The 21,997-nt window shown below is 61.7% G+C and carries 14 protein-coding genes and 3 pseudogenes; 13 read left to right on the forward strand and 4 right to left on the reverse strand.

From position 1 onward, the window contains the following. The first annotated feature begins 324 nt into the window (after positions 1-324). The 7 genes from ABVK50_RS09400 (at position 325) to ABVK50_RS09430 (ending at position 8,985) form a co-directional block, all read left to right on the forward strand. On the forward strand, positions 325-1,989 hold the full coding sequence (locus tag ABVK50_RS09400; protein ID WP_353641811.1) for an ABC transporter ATP-binding protein: 1,665 nt from the start codon (positions 325-327) through the stop codon (positions 1,987-1,989). A gap of 39 nt (positions 1,990-2,028) precedes the next feature. Beyond that, positions 2,029-3,699: a peptide ABC transporter substrate-binding protein gene (locus ABVK50_RS09405; protein ID WP_353641810.1), complete on the forward strand. Its 1,671-nt coding sequence runs from the start codon at positions 2,029-2,031 to the stop codon at positions 3,697-3,699. Between the two features lie 69 nt (positions 3,700-3,768). Next, positions 3,769-4,719: an ABC transporter permease gene (locus ABVK50_RS09410; protein WP_353641809.1), complete on the forward strand. Its 951-nt coding sequence runs from the start codon at positions 3,769-3,771 to the stop codon at positions 4,717-4,719. A gap of 35 nt (positions 4,720-4,754) precedes the next feature. After that, the gene (locus ABVK50_RS09415) at positions 4,755-5,633 is read left to right on the forward strand and encodes an ABC transporter permease (RefSeq protein ID WP_353641808.1); all 879 of its coding nucleotides are present in this window, start codon (positions 4,755-4,757) and stop codon (positions 5,631-5,633) included. Positions 5,634-5,691: 58 nt separating this feature from the next. Continuing rightward, complete coding sequence (locus ABVK50_RS09420; protein ID WP_353641807.1) at positions 5,692-7,002, forward strand: FAD-binding oxidoreductase; 1,311 nt, start codon at positions 5,692-5,694, stop codon at positions 7,000-7,002. Positions 7,003-7,353: 351 nt separating this feature from the next. Next, positions 7,354-8,676, forward strand: a complete 1,323-nt coding sequence (locus ABVK50_RS09425) for an FAD-binding oxidoreductase (RefSeq protein WP_353641806.1) — start codon at positions 7,354-7,356, stop codon at positions 8,674-8,676. Between the two features lie 48 nt (positions 8,677-8,724). Next, on the forward strand, positions 8,725-8,985 hold the full coding sequence (locus ABVK50_RS09430) for a LysR substrate-binding domain-containing protein (protein WP_353647025.1): 261 nt from the start codon (positions 8,725-8,727) through the stop codon (positions 8,983-8,985). A 43-nt stretch (positions 8,986-9,028) separates the two neighbouring features. Here the strand turns inward: ABVK50_RS09430 and ABVK50_RS09435 are convergent, their stop codons facing one another. After that, positions 9,029-10,267: an ornithine cyclodeaminase family protein gene (locus ABVK50_RS09435; RefSeq protein WP_353641805.1), complete on the reverse strand. Its 1,239-nt coding sequence runs from the start codon at positions 10,265-10,267 to the stop codon at positions 9,029-9,031. Between ABVK50_RS09435 and ABVK50_RS09440 the strand changes: the two genes are divergently transcribed. From ABVK50_RS09440 to ABVK50_RS09450, 3 genes are all read left to right on the forward strand, one after another. Continuing rightward, positions 10,266-11,132, forward strand: a complete 867-nt coding sequence (locus ABVK50_RS09440; protein WP_353641804.1) for a GNAT family N-acetyltransferase — start codon at positions 10,266-10,268, stop codon at positions 11,130-11,132. The two genes, ABVK50_RS09435 and ABVK50_RS09440, sit on opposite strands and share 2 nt — an antisense overlap. Before the next feature lie 20 nt (positions 11,133-11,152). Continuing rightward, positions 11,153-12,322 carry an alanine racemase gene (locus tag ABVK50_RS09445; protein ID WP_353641803.1) on the forward strand — a complete coding sequence of 390 codons (1,170 nt, stop codon included), beginning with the start codon at positions 11,153-11,155 and terminating at the stop codon, positions 12,320-12,322. A gap of 92 nt (positions 12,323-12,414) precedes the next feature. Then, complete coding sequence (locus ABVK50_RS09450) at positions 12,415-13,869, forward strand: aldehyde dehydrogenase family protein (RefSeq protein ID WP_353641802.1); 1,455 nt, start codon at positions 12,415-12,417, stop codon at positions 13,867-13,869. 112 nt (positions 13,870-13,981) lie between these two features. Here the strand turns inward: ABVK50_RS09450 and ABVK50_RS09455 are convergent, their stop codons facing one another. From ABVK50_RS09455 to ABVK50_RS09465, 3 genes and pseudogenes are all read right to left on the reverse strand, one after another. Beyond that, positions 13,982-14,647 carry a GntR family transcriptional regulator gene (locus tag ABVK50_RS09455; protein ID WP_353641801.1) on the reverse strand — a complete coding sequence of 222 codons (666 nt, stop codon included), beginning with the start codon at positions 14,645-14,647 and terminating at the stop codon, positions 13,982-13,984. Between the two features lie 80 nt (positions 14,648-14,727). Then, a complete protein-coding gene (locus ABVK50_RS09460) occupies positions 14,728-16,098 on the reverse strand; it encodes an aspartate aminotransferase family protein (protein ID WP_353641800.1) in 1,371 nt (456 codons plus the stop codon). Next, positions 16,098-17,169, reverse strand: a pseudogene (locus ABVK50_RS09465) (phosphotransferase). The gene ABVK50_RS09460 and the pseudogene ABVK50_RS09465 overlap by 1 nt, the downstream one beginning before the upstream one ends. 578 nt (positions 17,170-17,747) lie before the next feature. Between ABVK50_RS09465 and ABVK50_RS09470 the strand changes: the two are divergent. From ABVK50_RS09470 to ABVK50_RS09480, 3 genes and pseudogenes are all read left to right on the forward strand, one after another. Further along, positions 17,748-18,438: pseudogene (locus tag ABVK50_RS09470) on the forward strand (haloacid dehalogenase type II). Positions 18,439-19,370: 932 nt separating this feature from the next. Next, positions 19,371-19,719 (forward strand): annotated as a pseudogene (locus ABVK50_RS09475) (DUF1428 domain-containing protein). A 1,547-nt stretch (positions 19,720-21,266) separates the two neighbouring features. Then, entirely contained in the window at positions 21,267-21,875 is a 609-nt protein-coding gene (locus tag ABVK50_RS09480) for a deoxynucleoside kinase (RefSeq protein ID WP_353641799.1), read from the forward strand. Positions 21,876-21,997: the final 122 nt, after the last annotated feature.

The following is a 21,997-nucleotide window of genomic DNA, read 5'->3' on the forward strand; positions in this document are numbered from 1 at the left end:
TCCGATGACTCTGCGGAAGCAGAACAGCCAGACTGGCTGAAAGAACGGAGCAACCCGTCTTGATTGCGGGCAGGCTCCAGAGGACTTCCGGCAGGCAGGCTTTGTCCCCCGGCGAGTTCTCCAAGAAAAGGGAACAGTGTCCGGTCTGCGGCCGGGCTAACCTAGGAGCGCCGGAATGAGCAGAACCCGTCTCTCGCAGTTCCAAGGCGCGAAGAGTCCAGATGGCGAAACCATGGCCCCTGCGGTGACGTGCTTCTGCTCAAAGGGCGCCGATGCGGTCCGAAACCAGGTGGACCCACTCCGTTGAAAAGGGAGGTGATCGCGATGGTCGCAAGCATCCAACCAGTAGCCGCCCACAATGTGGCGCTTTCGGTGCGCGACCTCACGGTCACCTTGCCGCAAGGCATGGAACGGACCCATGCGGTCGAGAACGTCTCCTTCGATCTGATGCGCGGCCAGATCCTGTGCATCATTGGCGAATCCGGATCGGGAAAATCCGTTACGGCCAATGCGATCATGGGGCTTCTGCCCAGGGTGATCCGCGTCACCTCGGGCGCCATCCATCTGGATGGCACGAACATCATAGGTTTGCCGCCCGAAAAGCTGCGCAGCTTGCGCGGCCGAGTGGTCTCGATGATCTTTCAGGACCCACTCTCGGCTCTGAACCCGCTGATGACCGTGGGCGCGCAGATCGACGAGATCATGGCGGCGCATTGCATCGGCTCCCCGAAGTCCCGGCGCAACCGCGCTCTCGAGTTGCTGACCGAGGTGGGGCTGCCTGACCCAGAACTCATGTACCACCAGTATCCGTTCCGGCTCTCGGGCGGTCAGCGCCAGCGGGTGATGATCGCCATGGCGCTGGCGCTCGAGCCGACCATCCTGATCGCGGATGAGCCCACGACCGCGCTCGACGTGACCACCCAGGCGCAAATCCTGGCGCTGATCCGCGATATCCAGCGCCGCAAGGGAATGAGCGTCATGTTCATTACCCACGACTTCGGGGTGGTGGCGGAGATCGCAGATAGCGTCGTGGTGATGGAGAAGGGCCGCATTATCGAGCAGGGCAGCGCCCGGCAGGTCCTGAAGTCCCCCAGCCATCCCTATACAAAACGCCTCATCGCTGCCGTCCCGCGCCTGACCGGCGAGGACCGCGTTCCTCTGGCGCCGGCCGACAATGAGCCGATCCTGAAGGTCGAGGGCCTGGTGAAAACCTACCGCAGCGGCAGTGCGCTGTTCGGTTCACAGCGGATCGTCCCGGCGGTGAACGAGGTATCGTTCGATCTGGCGCCGGGGCGCACGCTGGGCGTTGTCGGCGAAAGCGGTTCGGGCAAATCGTCGCTTGGCCGGCTTTTGATCAAGCTGCTGGACAGCGACGGCGGTGGGATTCTATTCGAGGGCCGCGACATCGCCAGGCTATCCGAAGCCGAGTTCCGCCAGCTGCGGCCGCGGGTCCAGATGATCTTCCAGGATCCCTTCGCCTCGCTCAACCCGCGCTCGACGATCGGCCACATCCTGACCGTTGGCCCAGTCGCGCACGGGACGCCCTATGCCCGGGCGCGTGAGGAGGCGAAAGCCATGTTGGCTCATGTCGGGCTCGATGCCGGCGCCTTCGGCCGCTATCCGCACGAATTTTCCGGTGGGCAGCGCCAGCGCATCGGCATCGCCCGCGCGCTGATGTTCAAGCCGAAGCTGCTGATCGCCGACGAGGCGGTCTCGGCGCTCGACGTGTCGATCCAGGCCCAGATCCTGCAGCTTCTGGACCAGATCCAGCGAGAGACCGGCGTATCGATGATCTTCATCACCCACGATCTGCGCGTCGCCAGCCAGATCTGCGACGAAATCGCGGTGATGCAGAAAGGGCGGATCGTTGAACGCGGACCACCCTCGCAAATCTTCCTCGACCCGCAATCGGCCTACACCCGGGAACTGGTGGCGGCGATTCCGGGAGAGCAGCCGGGAGCCGTCCGGCCGGCTGCGGCGAACGGGTGAAAACCAAACAGGACAGCATCAAGCAAAAGGGGAATTCCGATGACCGAATCTTCCAAACCAAGAATGAGCTACTCGCGTCGCGATGCTCTTCGGATGCTAGCAGTAGGCGGAGCTGCGGGCCTCCTCGCACCGAACGTGCTGGGCAAGCCCGCCTTCGCCCAGACCCCGTCGGCGAGCCCGACCGGCCGCGTCGTTGTCGGATTTTCGCAGGAACCCACCGTCTTCAATCCATTGATGCCGCATACCGAGTGCGACGACGCTGTGCATTTCTCGGTGTTTGATGCACTCGTTCGAATGGATCCCAAGGGCGTTCTTCAGCCCAATCTTGTGGTCGAAGTGCCGAGCCAGGAGAACGGCGGCATCTCGGAGGATGGACTTTTGTGGCGCATCCGCCTGCGTGATGATGTTCGCTGGCACGATGGCCAACCCTTCACGGCCGACGACGTGAAGTTCACGCTTGAGCTCATCACCAATCCGAAATTCCGCGCGTGGCGCACGGCGGGCCATTCGCTGGTCCGCGATATCAAGGTGGTCTCTCCAACCGAGCTCACTTGGCGGATGGAGGAGGCTTTCGCCCCTTACCTGTCGTTTCTCGCCGAAACCTTCATGGTGCCCAAGCACATCCTCGAAAAAGAGGCCGACCCCAACGCCGCCGCCTTCAATCAGGCGCCTGTCGGCACTGGCGCATTCAAGTGGGCGCAGCGCATCGCCGGCGATCACATCGAACTCGTCGCGAACACGGACTATGCCGGGGAGGGTCCCTATTTGGAGCGGCTCGTCTTCAAATACATCCCCGACATGACAGTGCTCTACACGCAGTTCAAGAGCGGTGACATTGATCTTGTCGACCAGGCATTCATAACCGCCGACAACTATGCGGAAGCCAGCAAACTACCGGATCGCGTGGTCATGTTGGAGCGCGGAGCATCGGTCGAGTCGATCTATCTCAATCTTGAGAAGCCGCAATTCAAGGACCCTGCGGTTCGCCAGGCGCTCTACGCCGCAATAGATAGGAACGCGATCCTCGAAGGACTTTATTACGGGGTCCACAGCCCCACCGAGACCTTCATGCCGCAGAATTCCTACTACTACAATCCGAACCTGCCGGCGCAGGAGTTCAACATCGAGCGCGCGCGCCAGATCCTCGACGAGGCCGGATGGGTACCCGGATCCGATGGAATACGCGTGAAGGACGGGGTGCGTCTGTCGTTCGCAAACTCCACCACCTCCGGCAACCACCTGCGCGAGCAGACGCAGCAGTTCCTGCAGCAGACATTCGCCGAGATCGGAGTGGAGATGACCATTTCGAACCTGCCTGCCGCCGTCATGTGGGGCGATTTCTGGCTCAAATCGCAGTTCGAGTCAGCCATCTCCGGTGTAACCAATGTCATCGCGGGCGACCCCGACGTTACCAACCGCCTGCACACAAAAGCGATCGTCGCGAAGGGCGGAAAGGGCTCAAACACAGGCCAATACTCCAACCCGGAGGTTGATGCGCTGCTCGACAAGGGCACCCGCACCTTCGATCGGGAAGAGCGGCGCGCCATCTATCTGCGCGTTCAGGAAATTGTTCGTCAGGATCTGCCGTTCCTGCCTCTCTTTGCCTACGCCAATGTGTTCGGCCGCAAGGAAGGGCTGGAGGGTTTCGAGGCAAATTCCAACACCCGCGTCGCATCCTGGCATGCCGCCGGATGGCATTGGAAGGACTGAGATACTTACGCCGCCGCCGCCCTGCGGCGGCGGCCAATCATAGGCGTTGTCTCGGAAGAGGAGAGTTGAATGCGCGGCTTCCTGCTCAACCGGCTCTCGCAGAGCCTCATCCTGCTCCTGATCGTGTCGGTCATCGGGTTCGTTGTCCTGAACCTGCTACCGGGGGGACCACTGGCGCAATTCGGGCTCGATCCCGGCATGACGCAGGACGATCTCGATCGCCTGAAAGAGCAACTAGGGCTCAATCGACCGCTGTGGATGCAATATCTCGACTGGATCTGGCGGCTTCTCCAGGGCGACTGGGGCAACTCCTTCCGCGATGGCGCGCCGGTGCTATCAGTTATCGGCCGGCATCTCTTCGCCACGTTGCTGCTGATGGGGACTTCCACCGCGATTGCCATCGCCATCGGCACCTGGATCGGCATCCGTGGCGCCACGCACCGCTATTCGCTGTTCGACCATTTGGCGACGGTCGGTGCCATGGTCGCGCTGTCGATCCCGACGTTCTGGTTCGGGCTCGTCGGCATCTACATCTTCTCGCTCAAGCTCGGCTGGGTGCCCGCGGGCAACATGTACACCATCGGAGACGGTTCGGTGCTGAACTATCTGCATCACCTGATCCTGCCGAGCGTCGTGCTGTCGCTGGTGCATGTGGCGATCTGGAGCCGCTACATGCGCACCGCCACCCTCGACGCCATCAGCCAGGATTTTGTCAAGACTGCCCGCGCCAAGGGTTTGAGCGAGCGCCGAGTCATAATGAAGCACGTTGTTGGCAATGCACTGTTGCCGATGATCACGCTGGCAGGGGTGCAACTTCCCAGCATTCTGACCGGCGCGCTGGTGACGGAGACAGTGTTTACCTGGCCGGGCATGGGGCGGCTGTTCCTCGATAGCCTCGGCTACAGCGACTACCCGGTCGTGATGGGACTGCTGATGTTCTCGGCCATTCTCGTCGTTCTGGGCAACCTGATCGCAGATATCGCGGTGGCCATCGTCGACCCCCGCATTCGTCTGGGTTGAGCGCACAACCTCACGCCCGACAGGAGGCAGCAAAAATGACCGCTCTCGCCGCAAATGCAGGACAAAGCCGCTGGTGGCGCAGCCGCACGGTGCGCCGTTTCACCAGCCATCATCTGGCGCTGCTGGGGCTGGCGATGATCACCCTTCTCACGCTGGCATGCGTCTTCGGCCCCTATCTTCTGCCCTATGATTCGCTCTACATCGATTTGCGCGCCCGGTTTTCCCCACCGCTGACCGGCCACCATTATCTGGGGACAGACCCGCTGGGGCGCGATCTGGCAGCGAGATTGCTCATGGCGGGAAGGATCTCGCTGGCGGTGGCCTTCTTCGCCATGTTGCTGTCGACGCTGATCGGAACGCTCGTCGGCGTAATCGCGGGCTATCGCGGCGGCTGGATCGGCGCGGCGCTGATGCGCACGGTCGACGGTTTTCTGTCGTTCCCGTCGATCTTCCTGCTGCTGGCCTTGGCCGCGGCGCTGAAGCCGAGCCCGGCCATGGTCACCGTCATCATCGCCGTCACCAGCTGGATGGAAGTGGCCCGAATCGTCGAGGCCGAGGTCCGCTCACTGCGCGAGCGCGAGTTCGTTCTGGCCGGGCGCATGCTGGGACTGAGCGGGACGCATATCATGTTCCGCGAGATACTTCCCAACGCCATTGGCCCAATCATCGTCGCCGCTACTCTAACGGTCGCTCACGCCATCCTGCTGGAGGCCTACATCAGCTTTCTTGGATATGGGATTCAGCCGCCACTGGCCAGCTGGGGCAACATGCTTGAGGGGGCCCAGCAATATCTGGCGAGCGCGCCCTGGCTGGCGATCATCCCCGGCGCCGCCATCACTATCGCCGTAACCAGCTTCAACTTTATCGGTGACGGACTACGCGACGCGCTCGATGTTCGAGATGACCGTGTCTGATTTCGTCAGCAAACGCGACTCACTGCAGATCCCAACAACGCAACGGGAAGTAGCGCACGTGCATCAGGAGAAAGTCGCCGATAAGAACACGCCCTACTGGTGGGAAGCCGCACCTGTTAGGCCGCTGCCGTCGCAGCCCCTGGCAAAGCGGCTCGACGTGGCAATCGTCGGCGCTGGCTATGCCGGGCTGTCCGCCGGGCTGGTCCTGGCCCGCGAAGGGCGTTCCGTTGCGGCCTTTGATGCGATGAATCCCGGCGAGGGGGCCTCGTCACGCAACGGCGGCATCACCAGTGGAACCATCCGCCCGGACTACGCCGCGATCGCCCGGCGCTTCGGTGAAGAGAAGGCGATGGCGATCGAGGCCGAGGGCAAGATCGCCCGCGATTTCTTGTACGACTTCATCAAAACCGAAGGGCTCGACTGCGATTTCCGGCTGGTTGGCGCCTTCAAGGGGGCCCTCGGATACAACCAGTACGAGACAATGGCCCGCGGCGCCGAGAGATTGGCTAAGGTGCTGAGGATCGAGTGCTACGCCGTTCCGCATCCCGAGCAGCGCAACTATATTGGCACCGACTTCTACCGCGGCGGCACGGTCCGGATGGACATCGGCGGACTGCATCCGGCCAAGTTCCACGCCGAGCTTCTGCGGGTGGCGCTTGCCTCCGGGCTGGCTGTCCATGCGAACACGCCTGTTTTTGCAATCAAAAGGGAAGGCGACGGGTTCCGGGTCACCACATCGGCCGGCCCGGTGCAGGCGCGGCAGGTGCTGGTCTGCACGAACGGGTATACAGATGGCGCAGCGCCCTTCCTGCGGCGTCGCCTGGTGCCCGTGCGCAGCCGGATCATCGTCACAGAGGAACTTGCGCCCGAATTGATGGCGCGGCTGATGCCGAAGCTGATGATGATGGGCGAGAACCGTCAACTGGGCTTCTACTACCGCCCCACGCCGGACGGCAGGCGTATCCTGCTCGGCGGACGCGACAGCTCCCGCACCGGCGATCCGGCCGCGCCATCGCTCAGATTGCGCAACGGGCTGGTGGAACTCTTTCCCGAGTTGGAGAACGTTCGCCTTTCGCACAGCTGGTTCGGCAATGTGGCGATGAATCGCGACATGCTGCCCCGCATCTTCGAGAAGGATGGCCTGGTCTATGCGGCCGGATTCTGCGGTTCCGGCGTGGTCTGGGCGCCCTGGCTCGGCATGCACGCGGCGCACAAGCTGATGGGTCGCGCGCAAGACGCCGGCACGGCTTTCGACTTCCGACCGCCAGCTTCCATCCCTTTCTATAGGGGCGAACCCTGGTTCTTGCCGGCGATCATCAAGGGCTATGCGCTGCAGGACAAGATCGCCTGGTGGCGGGCCCGCCGCTGACGGCCCGGTCGAGAGGATGAACCGCACGATCAAGGACGCCACGGTCAAACGCTTCTACTACGAGAGCCACGATCAGCTCAGGTAACACCTCGCCACTTCGTTGCCGCTTACAACTTCGCTCGCAGGCTCAAGACCCTCAAGCGCGATCCGACGCACTCGCGAGCAGGTGCCGCTCTGCGCGGAACTGGCACTCGATCGGGCTTGAGCAGCTCGTATCGATCAAGCGATCAAAAACCTGCATATCTGGCGAAGTCCTGGATGATTTCGGCACATTCTTTCGAACGCACGATGCGATGAAGGGCTGATCGGAACTTTGCTTCCGCATTCTTGGCAGCCGAGGTTGGTTGGAACATGTCGCCCCGAGTCGAACGCATTCACAGCGATGAGCGTCTCCCGGCCGAGGTCGACGTCGTCATCGTCGGCGGCGGCATCCTCGGCTCTACGGCCGCCTATTTCTTGGCGAAGCGTGGCCTCTCTGTGGCTCTGCTCGAGAAGGGCCACGTCGCCTGTGAACAATCGAGCCGAAACTGGGGTTGGTGCCGCCAGCAGAATCGCGATCGGCGCGAACTGCCGCTCTCGGTGATCTCCATGCGACTGTGGGACGAGCTCACGCGCGATATCAATCGGGACCTTGGATTTCGACGCTGCGGTCTCGTCTATGCCACCCACGACGAGGCTGTGCTCGCCGGCTGGGAAAGGTGGCGCGAGGTCGCCAGGGAGTACGAAGTCGAGACCCGCTTGCTGAACCGGGCGGAAGTGGCCGAGCGCGTTCCCGAAGCGCGCGACAAATGGGTCGGCGGGACCTATTCGGACCGGGACGGTAAGGCCGAACCTGCGCTCGCCGCGCCGGCTATCGCCGATGGGGCCAGAGCTCTGGGCGCCACGATCCACCAGGGATGCGCCGCGCGGGCGCTCGACTTGGCCAATGGCAAGATCGCGGGCGTGCACACGGAGAAGGGCTACATCAGAACCAGCGCGGTGCTGTGCGCCGCTGGCGCTTGGTCCTCGCGCTTCTTGAGGCCGCTCGGAATCAGTTTCCCCCAAGCGAGCATCCGGCAGACCGCGCTGCGTTCCACCCCGACAATCAACATAGGCGAGGCGGTATCCACACCCTACTGCACGATCACGCGCCGACTGGACGGCAGCTATACGCTTGCGATCAGCGGCAAGGCGAACCTCGAATTCACGCCCCGGGCTATTCGGTATAGCCGGGAATTCATGCCGCAGTTCTTGCGTCGCCTGAAGAACGTCAGGCTCGGCATCGGCCAATCGTTCGTTTCGGGGCCGGATTCATTGCCGGCGCTCCTGACCAGCGACGATCGGATCTTCGAAAAGAATCGCGTGTTGGATCCTCCACCCTTGAAATGGCTGGTAAGCCAAGTGGTGGAGAGTGTCCGGAAAACCTTCCCTCAACTCGGCGATATAGAGATCGATAGCGCCTGGGGCGGCTTCGTCGATTGCACGCCGGACGCAGTGCCTGTGGTGTCGCAGGTGGACGGGGTGAAAGGCCTCGTCCTCGCGGCGGGCTGCTCGGGCCACGGCTTCGGTTTGGGCCCGGGGCTTGGCCATCTGGCCGCAGAGCTCGTCGTAAACGACACGCCTTGCGTCGATCCTACACCGTTCCGCCTGTCGCGTCTGGTAGACGGCTCGAAGCTGGACATTGCCGCTATCTGAAGGTCAGCCGGAAGTCAGGCCTGACGCGCACCATCCCTCCACCCCTCGGTGCCGCGCCCAACGGAAATTCGCTTCTACGACCATCACTTTCTGATCGTTGAAGCCGCATCGGCGGGGTTGGGCGTTGTCCTCAGTCCCATGGTCCTCGCAACCGACGACATAGATAGAGAGCGGCTCATCGCACCGGTCGGCTTCGATCCCGACGGAAGCGACTACGGGCTCATATGGACAGGAGAAACTGAACTGTCTGGGAAAGCCCACAATCTTGCTCGATGGCTGGAAGCAGAATGCAAGATTTCGTTTGGCTAAGCAGGTATGCAGTAGATGTCGGTCAAATCCCACGTGCGCTAGATCAACGGTGGGACGCTTTAGCGCGGATCAGCGCCTCGGCCATGTAGAGATCCTGTAGGGATATGCCGGAACTGTCGAAGACGGTGATCTCCTCGTCGGAACGGCGTCCCGGCCCACGGCCTTCGATCACATCGCCGATTGGCGTCACGATGAGTGTGCCCGCTTCGACTGACTCGCGCACATGCTGGAACTCACCGATTTGAATGGACTGGGAAGGCAGGTCGCAAAACAGGCTGGCCCTCGACAATAATTCGCTCGTCAATTCGCGCTTGCCCGGGGCATCCGAACCCATGCTCACGATATGAGTCCCGGGTTTCACCCACGTCGCATCGAACAGCGGTTGGCGCGAGGGTGTCGCCGTCACCACGATGTCGGCCGCGCGTACGGCTTCTTCGGCCGGTACGGCGCGTGCAGTCAGGCCGTGGTTCCCGATCCGGTCTACGAAAGCGTCGCGGCGTGGTGAGGGACTGGCCACGACCAACACGGTCTCGATGGGGCGGATGCGAGCAAGGGCTGTCACCTCGAAACCCGCCTGATTGCCTGCGCCGAAGATCGCCAGAACCTTGGCTTGTCGGCGCGCGAGAAGGTCCGCCGCAACCGCGTCGGCGGCGGCGGTCCTATAGGCATTAACCTTGCCCGCCTCGACCACCGCGCCGAGGCGTCCTGTGTCCTGGTCGAGCAGCACGATGATCGAGTTGTGACGGGGAAGGCCACGTGCCGGATTGCGCGACCAGAAGGAGCCGATTTTCACGCCGGTAAGGTCGTTCGACGAACCGGATTTGATTGAGAAGGTATTGGTCGCCTCCCGTGCACGCCCGAGAACCGCGGGAAAGACCAGGCTCTGTTTCGAAGCGGCAGCAACGAGAGCTCTCCGCACGGCTTCGAAAGCCAGTTCATGGGTGACCAGGGCGACTGACTCCTCTTCGCTGATGTAAATCATCCCGAATACCTCCTGAGCAACAAGCGGTTCATCGATGGGGAGTGTTGCGACTGCGATTGCGAGGGCTTGGATCGCATTCATTGTGAATCGTGCGGGCGCGACACGGATCACCAAACGATCAAAGCGAGGCGATACGAGGTGCCGGATATACTTCGCCCGCTTTGCGCAGTTTGGTATGCCGGGGAATGGCCCAAAACGAATAATCTCGCTGATCTGAGCGGGCAAAACAGCAGCGAAATCTGCGCGCCGGACGCCACCTTGAGATTCGATCTCTGGGTAAATTGAAGGCGTCTTGCGCATGGCCGTTGGGCTTAGCATAGACATCGTCGGCGATCCGACCGAGCTGACCGCGTTCGAGACCCGCCATGTGCCGGGCGCGCTGAAGCTGTCGCAGGAAATGGGCTGGCCTTACCGCAGCGAGGACTGGGAGTTTGCCGCCAGGGCGGGCGAGGGCCTCGTCCTTGAGCGTTCAGGCGAGGTGATCGGGTCGGCCATGTGGTGGAACTACGGGCAGGCCTATGCCTCGGCCGGGATGATCATCGTCACCCGCTCCGCGCAAGGCGGCGGCAATGGCTCGCGCCTCTTCAACGCGTTGCTTGAGGCGACGGAAGGTCGCAACGTGCTGCTCAATTCGACCGAAGATGGGCTTACGCTCTACAGGCGACGCGGCTTCACCGTGTGGGGCACCGTGCTTCAGCACCAGGGCCAACTGAACGTCCCCGTACCCGCGAAGGCCTGCGCCGACATCAGGCCGGCGACGGTATCGGACCTGCCGGCACTCCGCGCCTTCGACGAACGGGCCACCGGAATGCCTCGCGGGCCGATGGTCGCTGCGCTTGCCGATGTGGGCGACGTGGTGGTGATCGACCGCCGTGGACGGGTCACCGGTTACGCGATCGCCAGGAAGTTCGGGCGCGGCTACGTTGTCGGCCCAGTGGCCGCCGAAAGCGCCGAAGACGCGCAACGCCTGATCCTAGACCAGCTTTCGAGGCTCCACGGCCAGTTCGTGCGCATCGACGTCTATGCCGAGCATGGATTGGGCAACTGGCTGGAAAGACTGGGCCTTGTCAGGGTCGGTGGGGCCACCGCCATGGTCAAGGGGCGGCGACCAATGCCGGACGGTGCGGCCTGTATGTACGCCCTGGCGAACCAGTCCTTCGGTTAGTGATGAGGAACATCGAGAACATGGAAACGAACGCGAAATCGCTGGAACCGGTCCAAAAGATCGATGGCCTTGTCACACCGGCGCTGCTGCTGGATCGCGGGAAGCTCGAGCGCAACATAAACCGGCTCGCCGACCACGCCAGGGCGCTGGGCGTCGTGTTGCGCCCGCACATGAAGACGGCCAAGAGCATTGACGTCGCCCGACAGGTCTTCCCCACTGAACCCGGCCCGATCACGGTCTCGACCATCGCCGAAGCGGAATACTTCGCCAGCCACGGCTATCGCGACATGACCTATGCGGTCGGCCCGTCGCCGGCCTCGGCTCTGCGTGCCTCGGAGCTCTGCCGCCGCACCGGCGTCGACCTGAAGCTGCTGCTTGATACCGTTGAACAGGCCGATGCCCTGGCCGATGTGCGCAAGGCCACGGGCGTTACTCCATCCGTGTTCATCGAACTGGATTGCGACGACCATCGCGGTGGACTGAAGCCGGACGACCCCAAGCTCATCGAGGTCGCCGACCGGGTGGTCGCGGCGGGCGCCCACCTCGTCGGCGTCCTCGCCCATGCGGGCGAGTCCTATGGTTTGAGCACGCCCGATGCTCTGGTGAGGGCAGCCGAGAACGAGCGTTCGGCTACCGTGCGAGCCGCCGAAATTCTGCGCGCTCGAGGCCATGCCTGTCCGATCGTCAGCCTCGGCTCGACGCCCACTGCACACTTCGCCGAGAATCTCGATGGCGTCACCGAACTGCGCGCCGGTGTCTACATGTTCTTCGACCTCGTCCAGCACGGAGTCGGGGTCTGTGCCGTCGACGACATCGCGATTTCAGTGCTGGCCACGGTGGTCGGCGTTAAGCCGGAGAAGGGCTGGGTGCTTGTCGACGCGGGGTGGATGGCGCTCTCGCGCGATCGCGGCACCGCGAGCCAGCGGGTAGATCAGGGTTACGGCTTGGTATGCGACGAGGCGGGTCGCGTGCTCGAAGACGTGATCGTGTCACAGGCCAGCCAGGAACACGGCATCCTGGCGATCCGCAGCGGCTCGGCCAAGAGCATGCCAGACCTTCGGGTCGGTACCCGGGTGCGGATCCTGCCAAACCACGCCTGCGCGATGGCCTGCCAGCACGATTTCTACAGCGTCGTCAACGGAGGAAGTCCGGAGATCGACGCGCGGTGGGAGCGGATCCGCGGCTGGTAGAAGTTCCGCTGGCCGGCGATCCCCGGATATTTCGGGCGTCCCCGGTTCTTGCCGATCCTCGGCGCCTACTATCGGATGAAGGACCTCGTGACATGACCACGCCCCTCGAGCACCTGTCTCGCAACGGCCGCCTCGGCACATTCTTCATCGACGGCGAATGGCGCGAGCCAAAGGGTACCGCCAGGGGCGTCGTGGTCAATCCGGCCACGGAAGAGGTCCTGACGCAATTTCCGCTCGGAAATGGCGAGGACGTGGACGCGGCCGTTTCCGCGGCCCGCCGGGCATTCGCCACCTGGGGCCTGACCGAGCCGGATTTCCGCGCGAGCTTGCTCCATCGTCTGCAGGCGCTGCTCGAGGAGCGCCGTGAACTCATCGCACAATGTCTGACCCTCGAAATGGGGGCCGCCATCGGCTATGCGCGCACGGCGCAGGTTCCGCTGGCGATCGCCCATGTGAAAACCGCTCGCGATGTCCTGACAGCCTTCACCTTCGTCGAGCAGCGCGGCCACACCGCCGTCACCCGCGAACCGGTCGGTGTCTGCGCACTGATCACGCCCTGGAATTGGCCGCTCTACCAGATCACCGCCAAGGTAGCGCCGGCGCTCGCCGCAGGCTGCACGATCGTCTTGAAGCCAAGCGAGCTTTCTCCCTTGAGCGCCCTTCTGTTCGCCGAGGCGATTGAGGAAGCCGGGTTCCCGGCCGGTGTTTTTAACCTGGTGAATGGCGACGGGCCAGGCGTGGGTACAGGGCTTGCCTCCCATCCGGATGTGGATATGATCTCCATCACCGGCTCGACCCGCGCGGGCATCGCAGTTGCGCAGGCGGCGGCGCCGACGGTGAAGCGCGTCGCGCAGGAACTCGGCGGCAAGTCGCCGAACGTGATCCTGCCCGACGCCGACTTCGATCGCGCCGTCTCTCTGGGCGTAGCCGCCGGCTTCCGCAATCTCGGCCAGTCGTGCAGCGCGCCGACGCGCATGATCGTGCCGCGGGCGCGGCTTGCCGAGATCGAGTTGATCGCCGAGCGCGCCGCGGACGAGATCGTCGTCGGCGATCCTCTCTTGGAGACCACCACCCATGGTGCGATCGCCAACCGTGCCCAATTCGACCGGATCCAGGCCATGATCGGCGTCGCCATTTCGGAAGGCGCGAAACTCGTCACCGGCGGCGCGGGCCGTCCGGGCGGCCTGAACGCCGGGCTCTATGTTAGGCCGACGATCTTTTCGGAGGTGCGCACTGACATGCACATCGCCCAGGAGGAGATCTTCGGCCCGGTTCTTTGCATCATCCCCTACGACACCGTGGACGAGGCAGTCGCTATCGCCAACGACACGGTCTATGGCCTCGGGGCCCATGTGCAGGGCAGAGATATGGACCGTGCCAAAGACGTCGCGTCACGCATCCGCGCCGGTCAGGTGCATCTCAACTACCCGGCCTGGGATCCCCACGCGCCGTTCGGAGGCTTCAAGCAATCCGGAAACGGACGCGAGTACGGTCTCGAGGGCATTTTGGAGTATCTCGAGGTCAAATCCATCCTCGGCTATTTCTAGGCTCCTGCCTTGTGCACAAACGCTGGCCCTTCATGCTTATTGTGTCGCGATCAGCTGTCTTTTTTGGGAGACCTTCGAAGAGCCTCTGCCGTCCGAATGTGGGGAGCGCTGGTCAGCGCTGATCGAGCAGCTTGATCTGGAGATCTTCCCAGTGCTCCTTGAAGGCCTCCCGGGCGGTGTCGAAGTGGCGGCTTCTCAGACTTTTGACAAGTCGCTCATGCTCCAGCGCCATTTCCTCGGCGGTGCCGTAGAAGGCCTGCCGCTGGACAAGAAGAAGCTCGATCTCCCCTTCGAGGTTCGAATAGGCTCGCTTCAGGCGGGCGCTCCCGCTCGCTGCGATGATGGCGCGATGGAAGTCGCGGTCCGCAGTAACCAGCGCCGACCTGTCTGAGGATAGGGTCGAGGCATGCATGACCTCGACCGCCTCGAGCGCCAGGGGCGGAATGACTCCGGTCAGCACGATCAAACGAATGGCTTCGCCCTCTATGGCGCCGCGCACCCGTGTGATGTCGACAATGTCGTCCGGTCCGAATTCGGGCAGCATGAAGCCTCGGTTCGGGATCTGGCGCAGCAAGCCCTGTGTGACGAGCAACTGGGCCGCCGCAGGGAACGTGTGCCGTGAGGTCGAGTGCTCTTCGCACATCCTGGCGTCGCGGAGGAATTCGCCAGGCTGGAAATCTCCCGACAGGATGCGGCATCGCAAGTTCTGCGCCAGGATATCTACAGCGCTAACGGGGACGGGTTCAGCGTTGGCGTCAAGGTCCTGGACTTGCTTCATGGGCCGGGTCGTTGATGATGTTGCGCGTGCAGCTGCGTCAGGTGCCGCAGCGCCGGCAAAGGATCCTATTGCATCCGCTCTTAGGTCTGCACCGCCCGCAGCGCATTGTCGACACCTTCGAGCAGACGTCCCGCATTCGCTGATGTGAAGACAAGAGGCGGCCTGATCTTGAGAATATGCGCATCTGCTCCGGTCGCGGAGATGAGAATGTGCTGGTCGCGCAGAGCATTGACGGCCGCAAGCGCACGATCCATGTCCGGAACCTTTCGGTCGCGGTCCTTGACGAGTTCGACGGCAAAATAGAGGCCCGCCCCACGCACATCGCCGACGAATTCGTATTTGTTCTGCAGGTTGCGGAGGCCGTCGAGGACTTCACCGCCGACCCTGGTCGCGTTGTCCATCAGATTCTCTTCGAAGATCGTATCGAGCACGGCCTGCGCGGCGGCGATAGCGACGGAATTGCCGCCGAACGTGTTGAAATAGCGCATGCTGGCCCCGAACTCGGCTACAAGCTCTGGTCGCACCACCAGACCCGCAACCGGATAGCCGTTGCCCATGGGTTTTCCAAGGGTGACGATATCCGGATCGACCTTGTGACGGGCGTGCCCCCAAAGGTGGGTGCCGGTCCGCCCGAAACCGGATTGTACTTCGTCGGCGATGAACAGGCCGCCGGCCTTGCGTACGACTTCCGCCACCGGCGCCAGCACGTCCGTGGGCTCGACATAGAGACCGTCGGAAGAGAAGACGGAGTCGGCGATGAACGCGGCCAGGCCGTGGCCATGCCTTTCGAGATCGGCAATCTGTCGCGCAACATCCTCCGCCATCCGCCGGCCGATTTCCGCGACGGGCAAGCGGTATGAATCCGGGGCGGCGACCGTTCGAACATAGGGATCTAGCGCCGATTTCTTGCCGAGCGACGGCGAGATTGCCGCCACCGCGCCGCTATTGCCGTGATAGGCTTCGGCCGTGACGATGACGCCGGTCCTGCGTGTGTGATAGCGGGCGATGCGCAAGGCGAGATCATTGGCTTCGGAGCCGGTGCAGGTGAACATCGCGCATCCGGTCCGGCCGAGTTCGCCACCCAAGGTATTGATCAGGGCTTCGGCATAGTCCAGCAGGGATTCCTGCATGTAACGCGTGTGGGTGCAGAGGATTTCGAGCTGTTTCTGAACAGCCTCGACGACGTGTGGATGAGCGTGACCCAGCGATACAACATTGTTGTAGGCGTCGAGATATTCGTTGCCATGCTTGTCATAGAGGAAAACGCCCCTGGCGCGGGAAATCTCCACCGGCGTCTTGTAGAAAAGCCGATAGGCGGGGCCAAGCAGCCTTTGCCGCCTGGCCACATGCGCGGCGGCTTCACTTGGGAGATGAGCCGCGTCCTGAGGGTTGAAGCCATTCGCCATATCGCCACGGAAGCCCTTGGGCAGGGTGGTCGCTTGCTTGGACATTACGGTTCCTCTCGTGTCAGAAGGTCTGATATTTGTGCGACCGACAACGAATTGAACCACTCGAGGTGAGCTCAACCCGCTTCGGTGTTGCGCAGGATGTAGCGGCTGTTCTCAGGGAAAAGTTCGGCGCGCCAGCAAGTCAGCAGCGCGCGAACCGCAAGTCGGCCCTGTGCCAGGAAGGGGATGAGCCGGAGCTCCTCGTCCGTCAGATCAGCGTGGCGGAGATAGCCGCGCAGAACGTCGCGGGGTTCGTCGAACAGGTCACGCCGCTTCCCACGGTCGAAGGTTTTGGGCATCTGGTTCATCAACGCCGTGGAGACATCGACGGCGATGGCAGTACGAACCGCATCGCCGAAGTCGATGACGCCGGTCAGGAACTCCGAGCAAGTGTGATCAACGACAAGGTTGGACGTATTGAAATCGTTGTGAAGCACCTGCCGCCGGCACAGGTCGAGCTGCGGCTTGATCTCTGCAAACCGCTCCAGCGCACGAATGGTCCATGCGCGCTTGCCGCCCGCTGGAATGAAGCCCAGCAGATCGGAGAGATCGAGCAGGTGGGTGACATCCCATGCCAAGGTTCGACTGTCCGCGGGATGGGAAAAAACGGCCATGGCGAGGCGTAGTCTCGCCAGGATCTCGCCGATCCGCTCGCGCTGCCGGCCGGTAGAGGTCGTCCGGTCGAGCGGGGTGCCACTGAGAAAGGTGATGAGCCGCACCACGCGCCGCTCGCCGGCGCTAGTCGTGACGATGGGCAAATCACTGCCGTCGACGTCGCGATGGGCACGGGGAATGGGCAGGTCCGGAGCGCGTCCCTCGATGTCGCAAGAGCGCCACCTGGAAATCGAGTTCCTCCACCCGCTCGGAGGGATGAGCGATTTTCAGGACGAACTTGCCGCGGTCCGCGCAGTCGAGGAGAAACGTGTCGTCTTTCTCGGTCTCAAAGCGCGTGGCCGAGCCGCGAATATCATAGAGACGTTCGGCGATTGCTTCAGCTTCCGCTGCACCGACGGGATGGCAGGCTTCGGAAAGCTCCGACGCGCGGGCTGGCTTGGTCTGTCGAAAGTAGCCCATTTTCCACTCAGTTCAGGTGCCGCCGAAACAGGACTCAACGCCGCAGGCTTCCGTGTCGCGTACCCAGTTTTGTACAACAATCTGCGCGCGCTAATTCAAGATGGGCTTCTGGTTTAACAGGAAGCGCAGGGGAAGCCTCGACTCATTTTGGGCTTGCAATCCGGCAGATGTCGGGTCCAGTGCCATCACCACGAAATGTTGAGAGAATATTTGCCTTTGATGGAGCCAGCGGTCCTTTCGTGTGACGCGGACATCAAGGTGTGCGCCTTGCACCATCATGCCGTCGATGGCGGACCGGCGCCGAGTTCGCTCTCATAAATTGTTGTACAATACTCCGTAGTAGGGTAGCCCGGAATGCGGTGCGAGCGGATCGTTCGCCTGCGCGGGGGTGTCGATCGTGACGGCACGCTTTGGCCACCCTTCCGGCCTCAGGGCGACAGATTGTGCCTAAGGAGCGGCCAAATTCAGTACAATGCACTTCAAGCGGCGAACGTTCGAAAAGTTATGCTCCACTGTTCGCACAATTATGGCGTGCCGAGCGGCCAGTCTGGGTCGTCAAATTGAAAGGAACGCACGCCATGACCAAATTTAGGTCAAAATATATCACCTTCGACTGCTATGGTACGCTGACCAACTTCGACATGGCTGGTGCAGCGCGGCGTGTCTATGCCGGGCGTCTTTCTGCTGAGGTGATGGCCAACTTCGTCGAGGCTTTCAGGGGCTATCGCCTGGACGAGGTCCTGGGAGCCCTGGAAGCCTTTCGCCGAGGTGGTGCACAATGCCGTCGAACGCAGCTGCAAGCGCATCGGTATCCAGTTCAAGCCCGAAGACGCGCAGCACATCTATGACGAAGTGCCGACCTGGGGCCCGCACCCAGACGTTCCGGCAGGGCTCTCCAGGGTGGCCAAGGAAATTCCGCTGGTGATCCTGTCGAACTCGATGAAAAACCTGATCATGTCGAATGTGGAAAAGCTCGGCGCGCCCATTCACACCGTCATCACCGCCGAAGAGGTTGGCGCCTATAAGCCGCTGATGAAGGGCTTTGAGTATTTGCTCGACAAGCTCGGCTGCGGTCCCGAAGACATCACCCACGTCTCCTCCTCTTTTCGCTACGACCTGATGCCGGCCTATGATCTGGGGATCAAGAGCAAGGTCTGGGTCAACCGCGGCCACGAACCCGCCAATCCGTTCTATGAATATACCGAGGTCAAGGATATCGGCGGACTAGCCGCCGCCGTCGGCCTGGAACCGGTCCTGAAGCGCGCCTGAAAAACCAGCGCTCAGGCACTGTTGCTACGATGAGACCGGGGCGGTTCATTCGCCCCTTCTCTTTATCGTTCGAACGGGAGCAAGCATGGCCTTTTGGGGACCCCTTCCGCACGAGTGACCTGCTGGCGTCAGAAACCGGTGTGACCGAACGTGACGCCACGACACGTCGGGCCCGAATGTGTCGCCCGGATAGGCGACGTCAGTCGTCCGATAATTTTCTTGGATCACATCGAAGAAAGTTTTCTGGTGTCCGAACACGACCGAATATGGCCATAGAATGTTGATCCAGGAATCCCCGTCGGCGCAAATCTTCGGACCGACGGCCTCCCTCAGCGACCTCCATCGCCATGAGGTTCTCTCTTCCGTGAGGTATTCATCGTAAACTTGTTTTGGGGCGAGCGCCTTTCCTCTACTGTCCTAGACATCATAAACGAGACAAACGGACGGGTTCTTCTCCATCCGAAGGTTTGCAAGAGTTTGCTTTGCAGGCGCACTTTTGGTATTTGGCAGGTCTTCCTCCCTCAGTTGCACAATGCCACAACCTGCAACTCCGCGTGCCCAATATCAACAGGTCGCGTCTTGAGTTCGATGTCGAAGGTACAAGCCTAGCGGAAATCCTAAAGCCCGTTACGTCGCAGGAGTTAGCAGCTAAAGTCGTCACAGGTTTGGGGATAATTGCGAAACTGACCCCGAGGAGACGCGATGAGTGCAGGAGATGAAGCCGCAGGCCCCGCTTCTAAGCCCAGCGAATTCGAGATATGAGCGTTGATGACAAGTGAGGGTCCGCCACCTGCATCCCTGGCACGTTTAGGTTTGCTTGGCGCACCCCGAGCGACCGCGCCGGAGTCCACGCTTGTTAGCAGCGCAGTTCTGCCAGATACCGAGCCGGGAAACCGGAGAGGAACGAATGCGAAAGACGAAGGAGACTCATCATGCCTTATATTGAAGGATTCGTTGCCGCCGTGCCGACCGCCAACAAGGATGAGTATGTGAAGCATGCCAAGGAGGCTGTGGCATATTTCAAGAAGCTCGGAGCCACGCGATGCGTGGAATGCTGGGGCGACGACGTGCCCAAGGGCGTTCTTACCGACTTCTACAAGGCCATCCAGGCAAAGGATGATGAGACGCCCGTTTTTAGCTGGATCGAGTATCCCGACAAAGCCGCGCGAGACGCAGCCAACAAAGAAGATGAGCGAAGACCCGGACATGGCGAACATGCAGATGCCGTTCGACGGCAAACGAATGTTCTGGGGCGGCTTCGAGCAGATAGTGAACGAGTAGCCAGTTGCCACCAAGCTGTTGCTACGGCCTTCCTGGGCAGTGCGGTCGCACTACGTTGGAAACGACCGCAGCAGTCCCCAACATAGATTGAGGAATGACAGTTTCGGGGTGGGAAGCTGCCAGTCTGCTTTCGGAGAACAACGTAGGAAAGCTGACGTTCGGCTTGTACTTCTCTTGTCCCGCTCTCGGCACCCACGCCCAACATCCAAAATTGGGCGAGATAGACTCAAACTGCCGGCGCGAGGATGCGATAGACGTTCGACCGCAGCGCCTCAATCACCGATCGCAGGGTTTCCTGCCGGTGTTGTCCAGTGACGGGGAGCACATGGGCCTCGTATGGCCCAAGATCGGTGAATTGGGCATGAAGGTCTGCAACGACCTGTGGATCGCTCAGGCTATCTCCGCCGCGCGCCTCACCAGAGATTCAGAGTGCCGGGATTGAGCAACTTATTCCAGAGATAGACTGCTAGATCATATCCGAGCCAACCAGGACCGATGCACCGGAGACGTCACAGCTCTGCAAAAACGGTCGCGGTATGGATTACCACTGTGGCACTCAGTCGGCGAATGCACTTGCAGATTTTCTGGCGGCCTCATCACCGACAAGATGCGAATTCGTCGAGCGGGATCAATACAGCCGCTTCGTCGGCAATTGCTCTCGGACAGACGGCGAGAGCGTTCAGCGGTGGCTGGTTCGTGGCGGCCACGCGATGGACTGGCCCCGATAGAGCCACGGTGCATTCGCCCAGGAGCAGTCGGCCGCTAGGTTCGAAGGAATTGGCATCTGGCAGGGTGAGTTCCAGCCGCCGTGGGAATGGCGAGCCGCCAGCTTGAACCGACAGTCCCCTCGGCCGTGCCCTTGATGACGAGTTCGGCCGAAGTCGGATGCGATATCAAGGGCAACATCTCCTCAAAGGGCGAACGAATCTATCACGTGCCGGGGCAGGAACATTACGCCCGCACCAAGATATCGAGATCCAAGGGCGAGAAGTGGTTCTGTAGTGAAGAAGAAGCGCAAGCCGCAGGATGGCGACGCGCTAGACTAGAAGGTAATCTCAACACTTCCATCACGCGTCCGAGTACCGCGGCGGCAGCGACCACCCTCAGAGTCGAAAGAGAGGTACAGCGCACCTTCGCTGCAAACGCAGGTGCGCAAAATCGGAGGCCTGCCGATCAACTTGTATGAAGTTGGGTCCTCTTGGCGCAGCCGTTGCCGTCTCCCGGGCCTGCTGCAGCCGGCGCGATGGCGAACAGGGCGATGAGAACAGCGACGAGAATGCGCATGGTCAGAACTCCTGCTTTTCAGACTGCCCGAACTGTAGCGCGTAACTGCCGCCCGACGAGGGCAGGAAGTTCAACATTTTGAGAGCAACTTCTTCCGCCGAAGAACGCAGCGGCTACTTTTGAGCCGATCGTAACTTTCAGCTGCTGGCCGGTGAAGGGGCCGGGGACAACGGCCGGGTCCAGGGCCGGTGGCGACCAAGGGCGTCTGGACTCGCCTGCTTGAAAGAGGTCCGCTAAAGGTTCAGTCATTGCTGTGAGATTGAATGCCGTCGGCGGCGCAGCGGGCGGAGGAACGCCTGGTGATTGTTTGGATTTCGGGTCCGACTGGCTCGGGAAAGAGCACTGTGGCCGGGCTAATGGGTGGAACAGGCTATCGAGTCATTCGCGAAGAACTCCCCCAAGACCTGTTCCAAGCCTTTCGGCGTGATCCGGCACGTCACTGCGCCTCGCTGCAAGAAGCCATCATTCTGTCCCGAGCGACGCAGTGGCGGATCGCCGCCGGGCGCAAAAACGTGGTGTTCGATCGCAGCGTAGACGAGGACATAGACGTCTTCTGCCGGATGCACCACGAGCGCGGCCTTCTGGAATACAGCGCCTATGCACGCCTTCGCTTCCTGGCCGAGAACATCATTGCGGAATTGCCGAAGCCGGACCTGATAATTTACCTGTCGCCACGCCTGGACGTGCTTACCACTCGCGTCATTGACGTCGGACACCCTCAGTTCATCGCAGACAACCTCCAGCGCCAGGTGGCGCTGTATGAGGAGTGGTTTCGCAGACAAAACGGGGCAGCGATCAGAATCGACAATTCGGCTTGCGACCGGGGAACGCTCGAGAGCCTCTTCAAACTGGCGGCTGGGCATCACTCCTGACGGAGACAATCGCCTGCTTTGACCGGCGCAGAACCGTGGTCGGATACTCGCTAGCGAACAAGCTCGATGGACGGCAATGCCGCGATATCAAACCATTGGGCTATGCTCACCGCATTCATTCT

This window comes from Mesorhizobium sp. WSM2240, assembly GCF_040438645.1.
Classification (GTDB): Bacteria; Pseudomonadota; Alphaproteobacteria; order Rhizobiales; family Rhizobiaceae; genus Allomesorhizobium.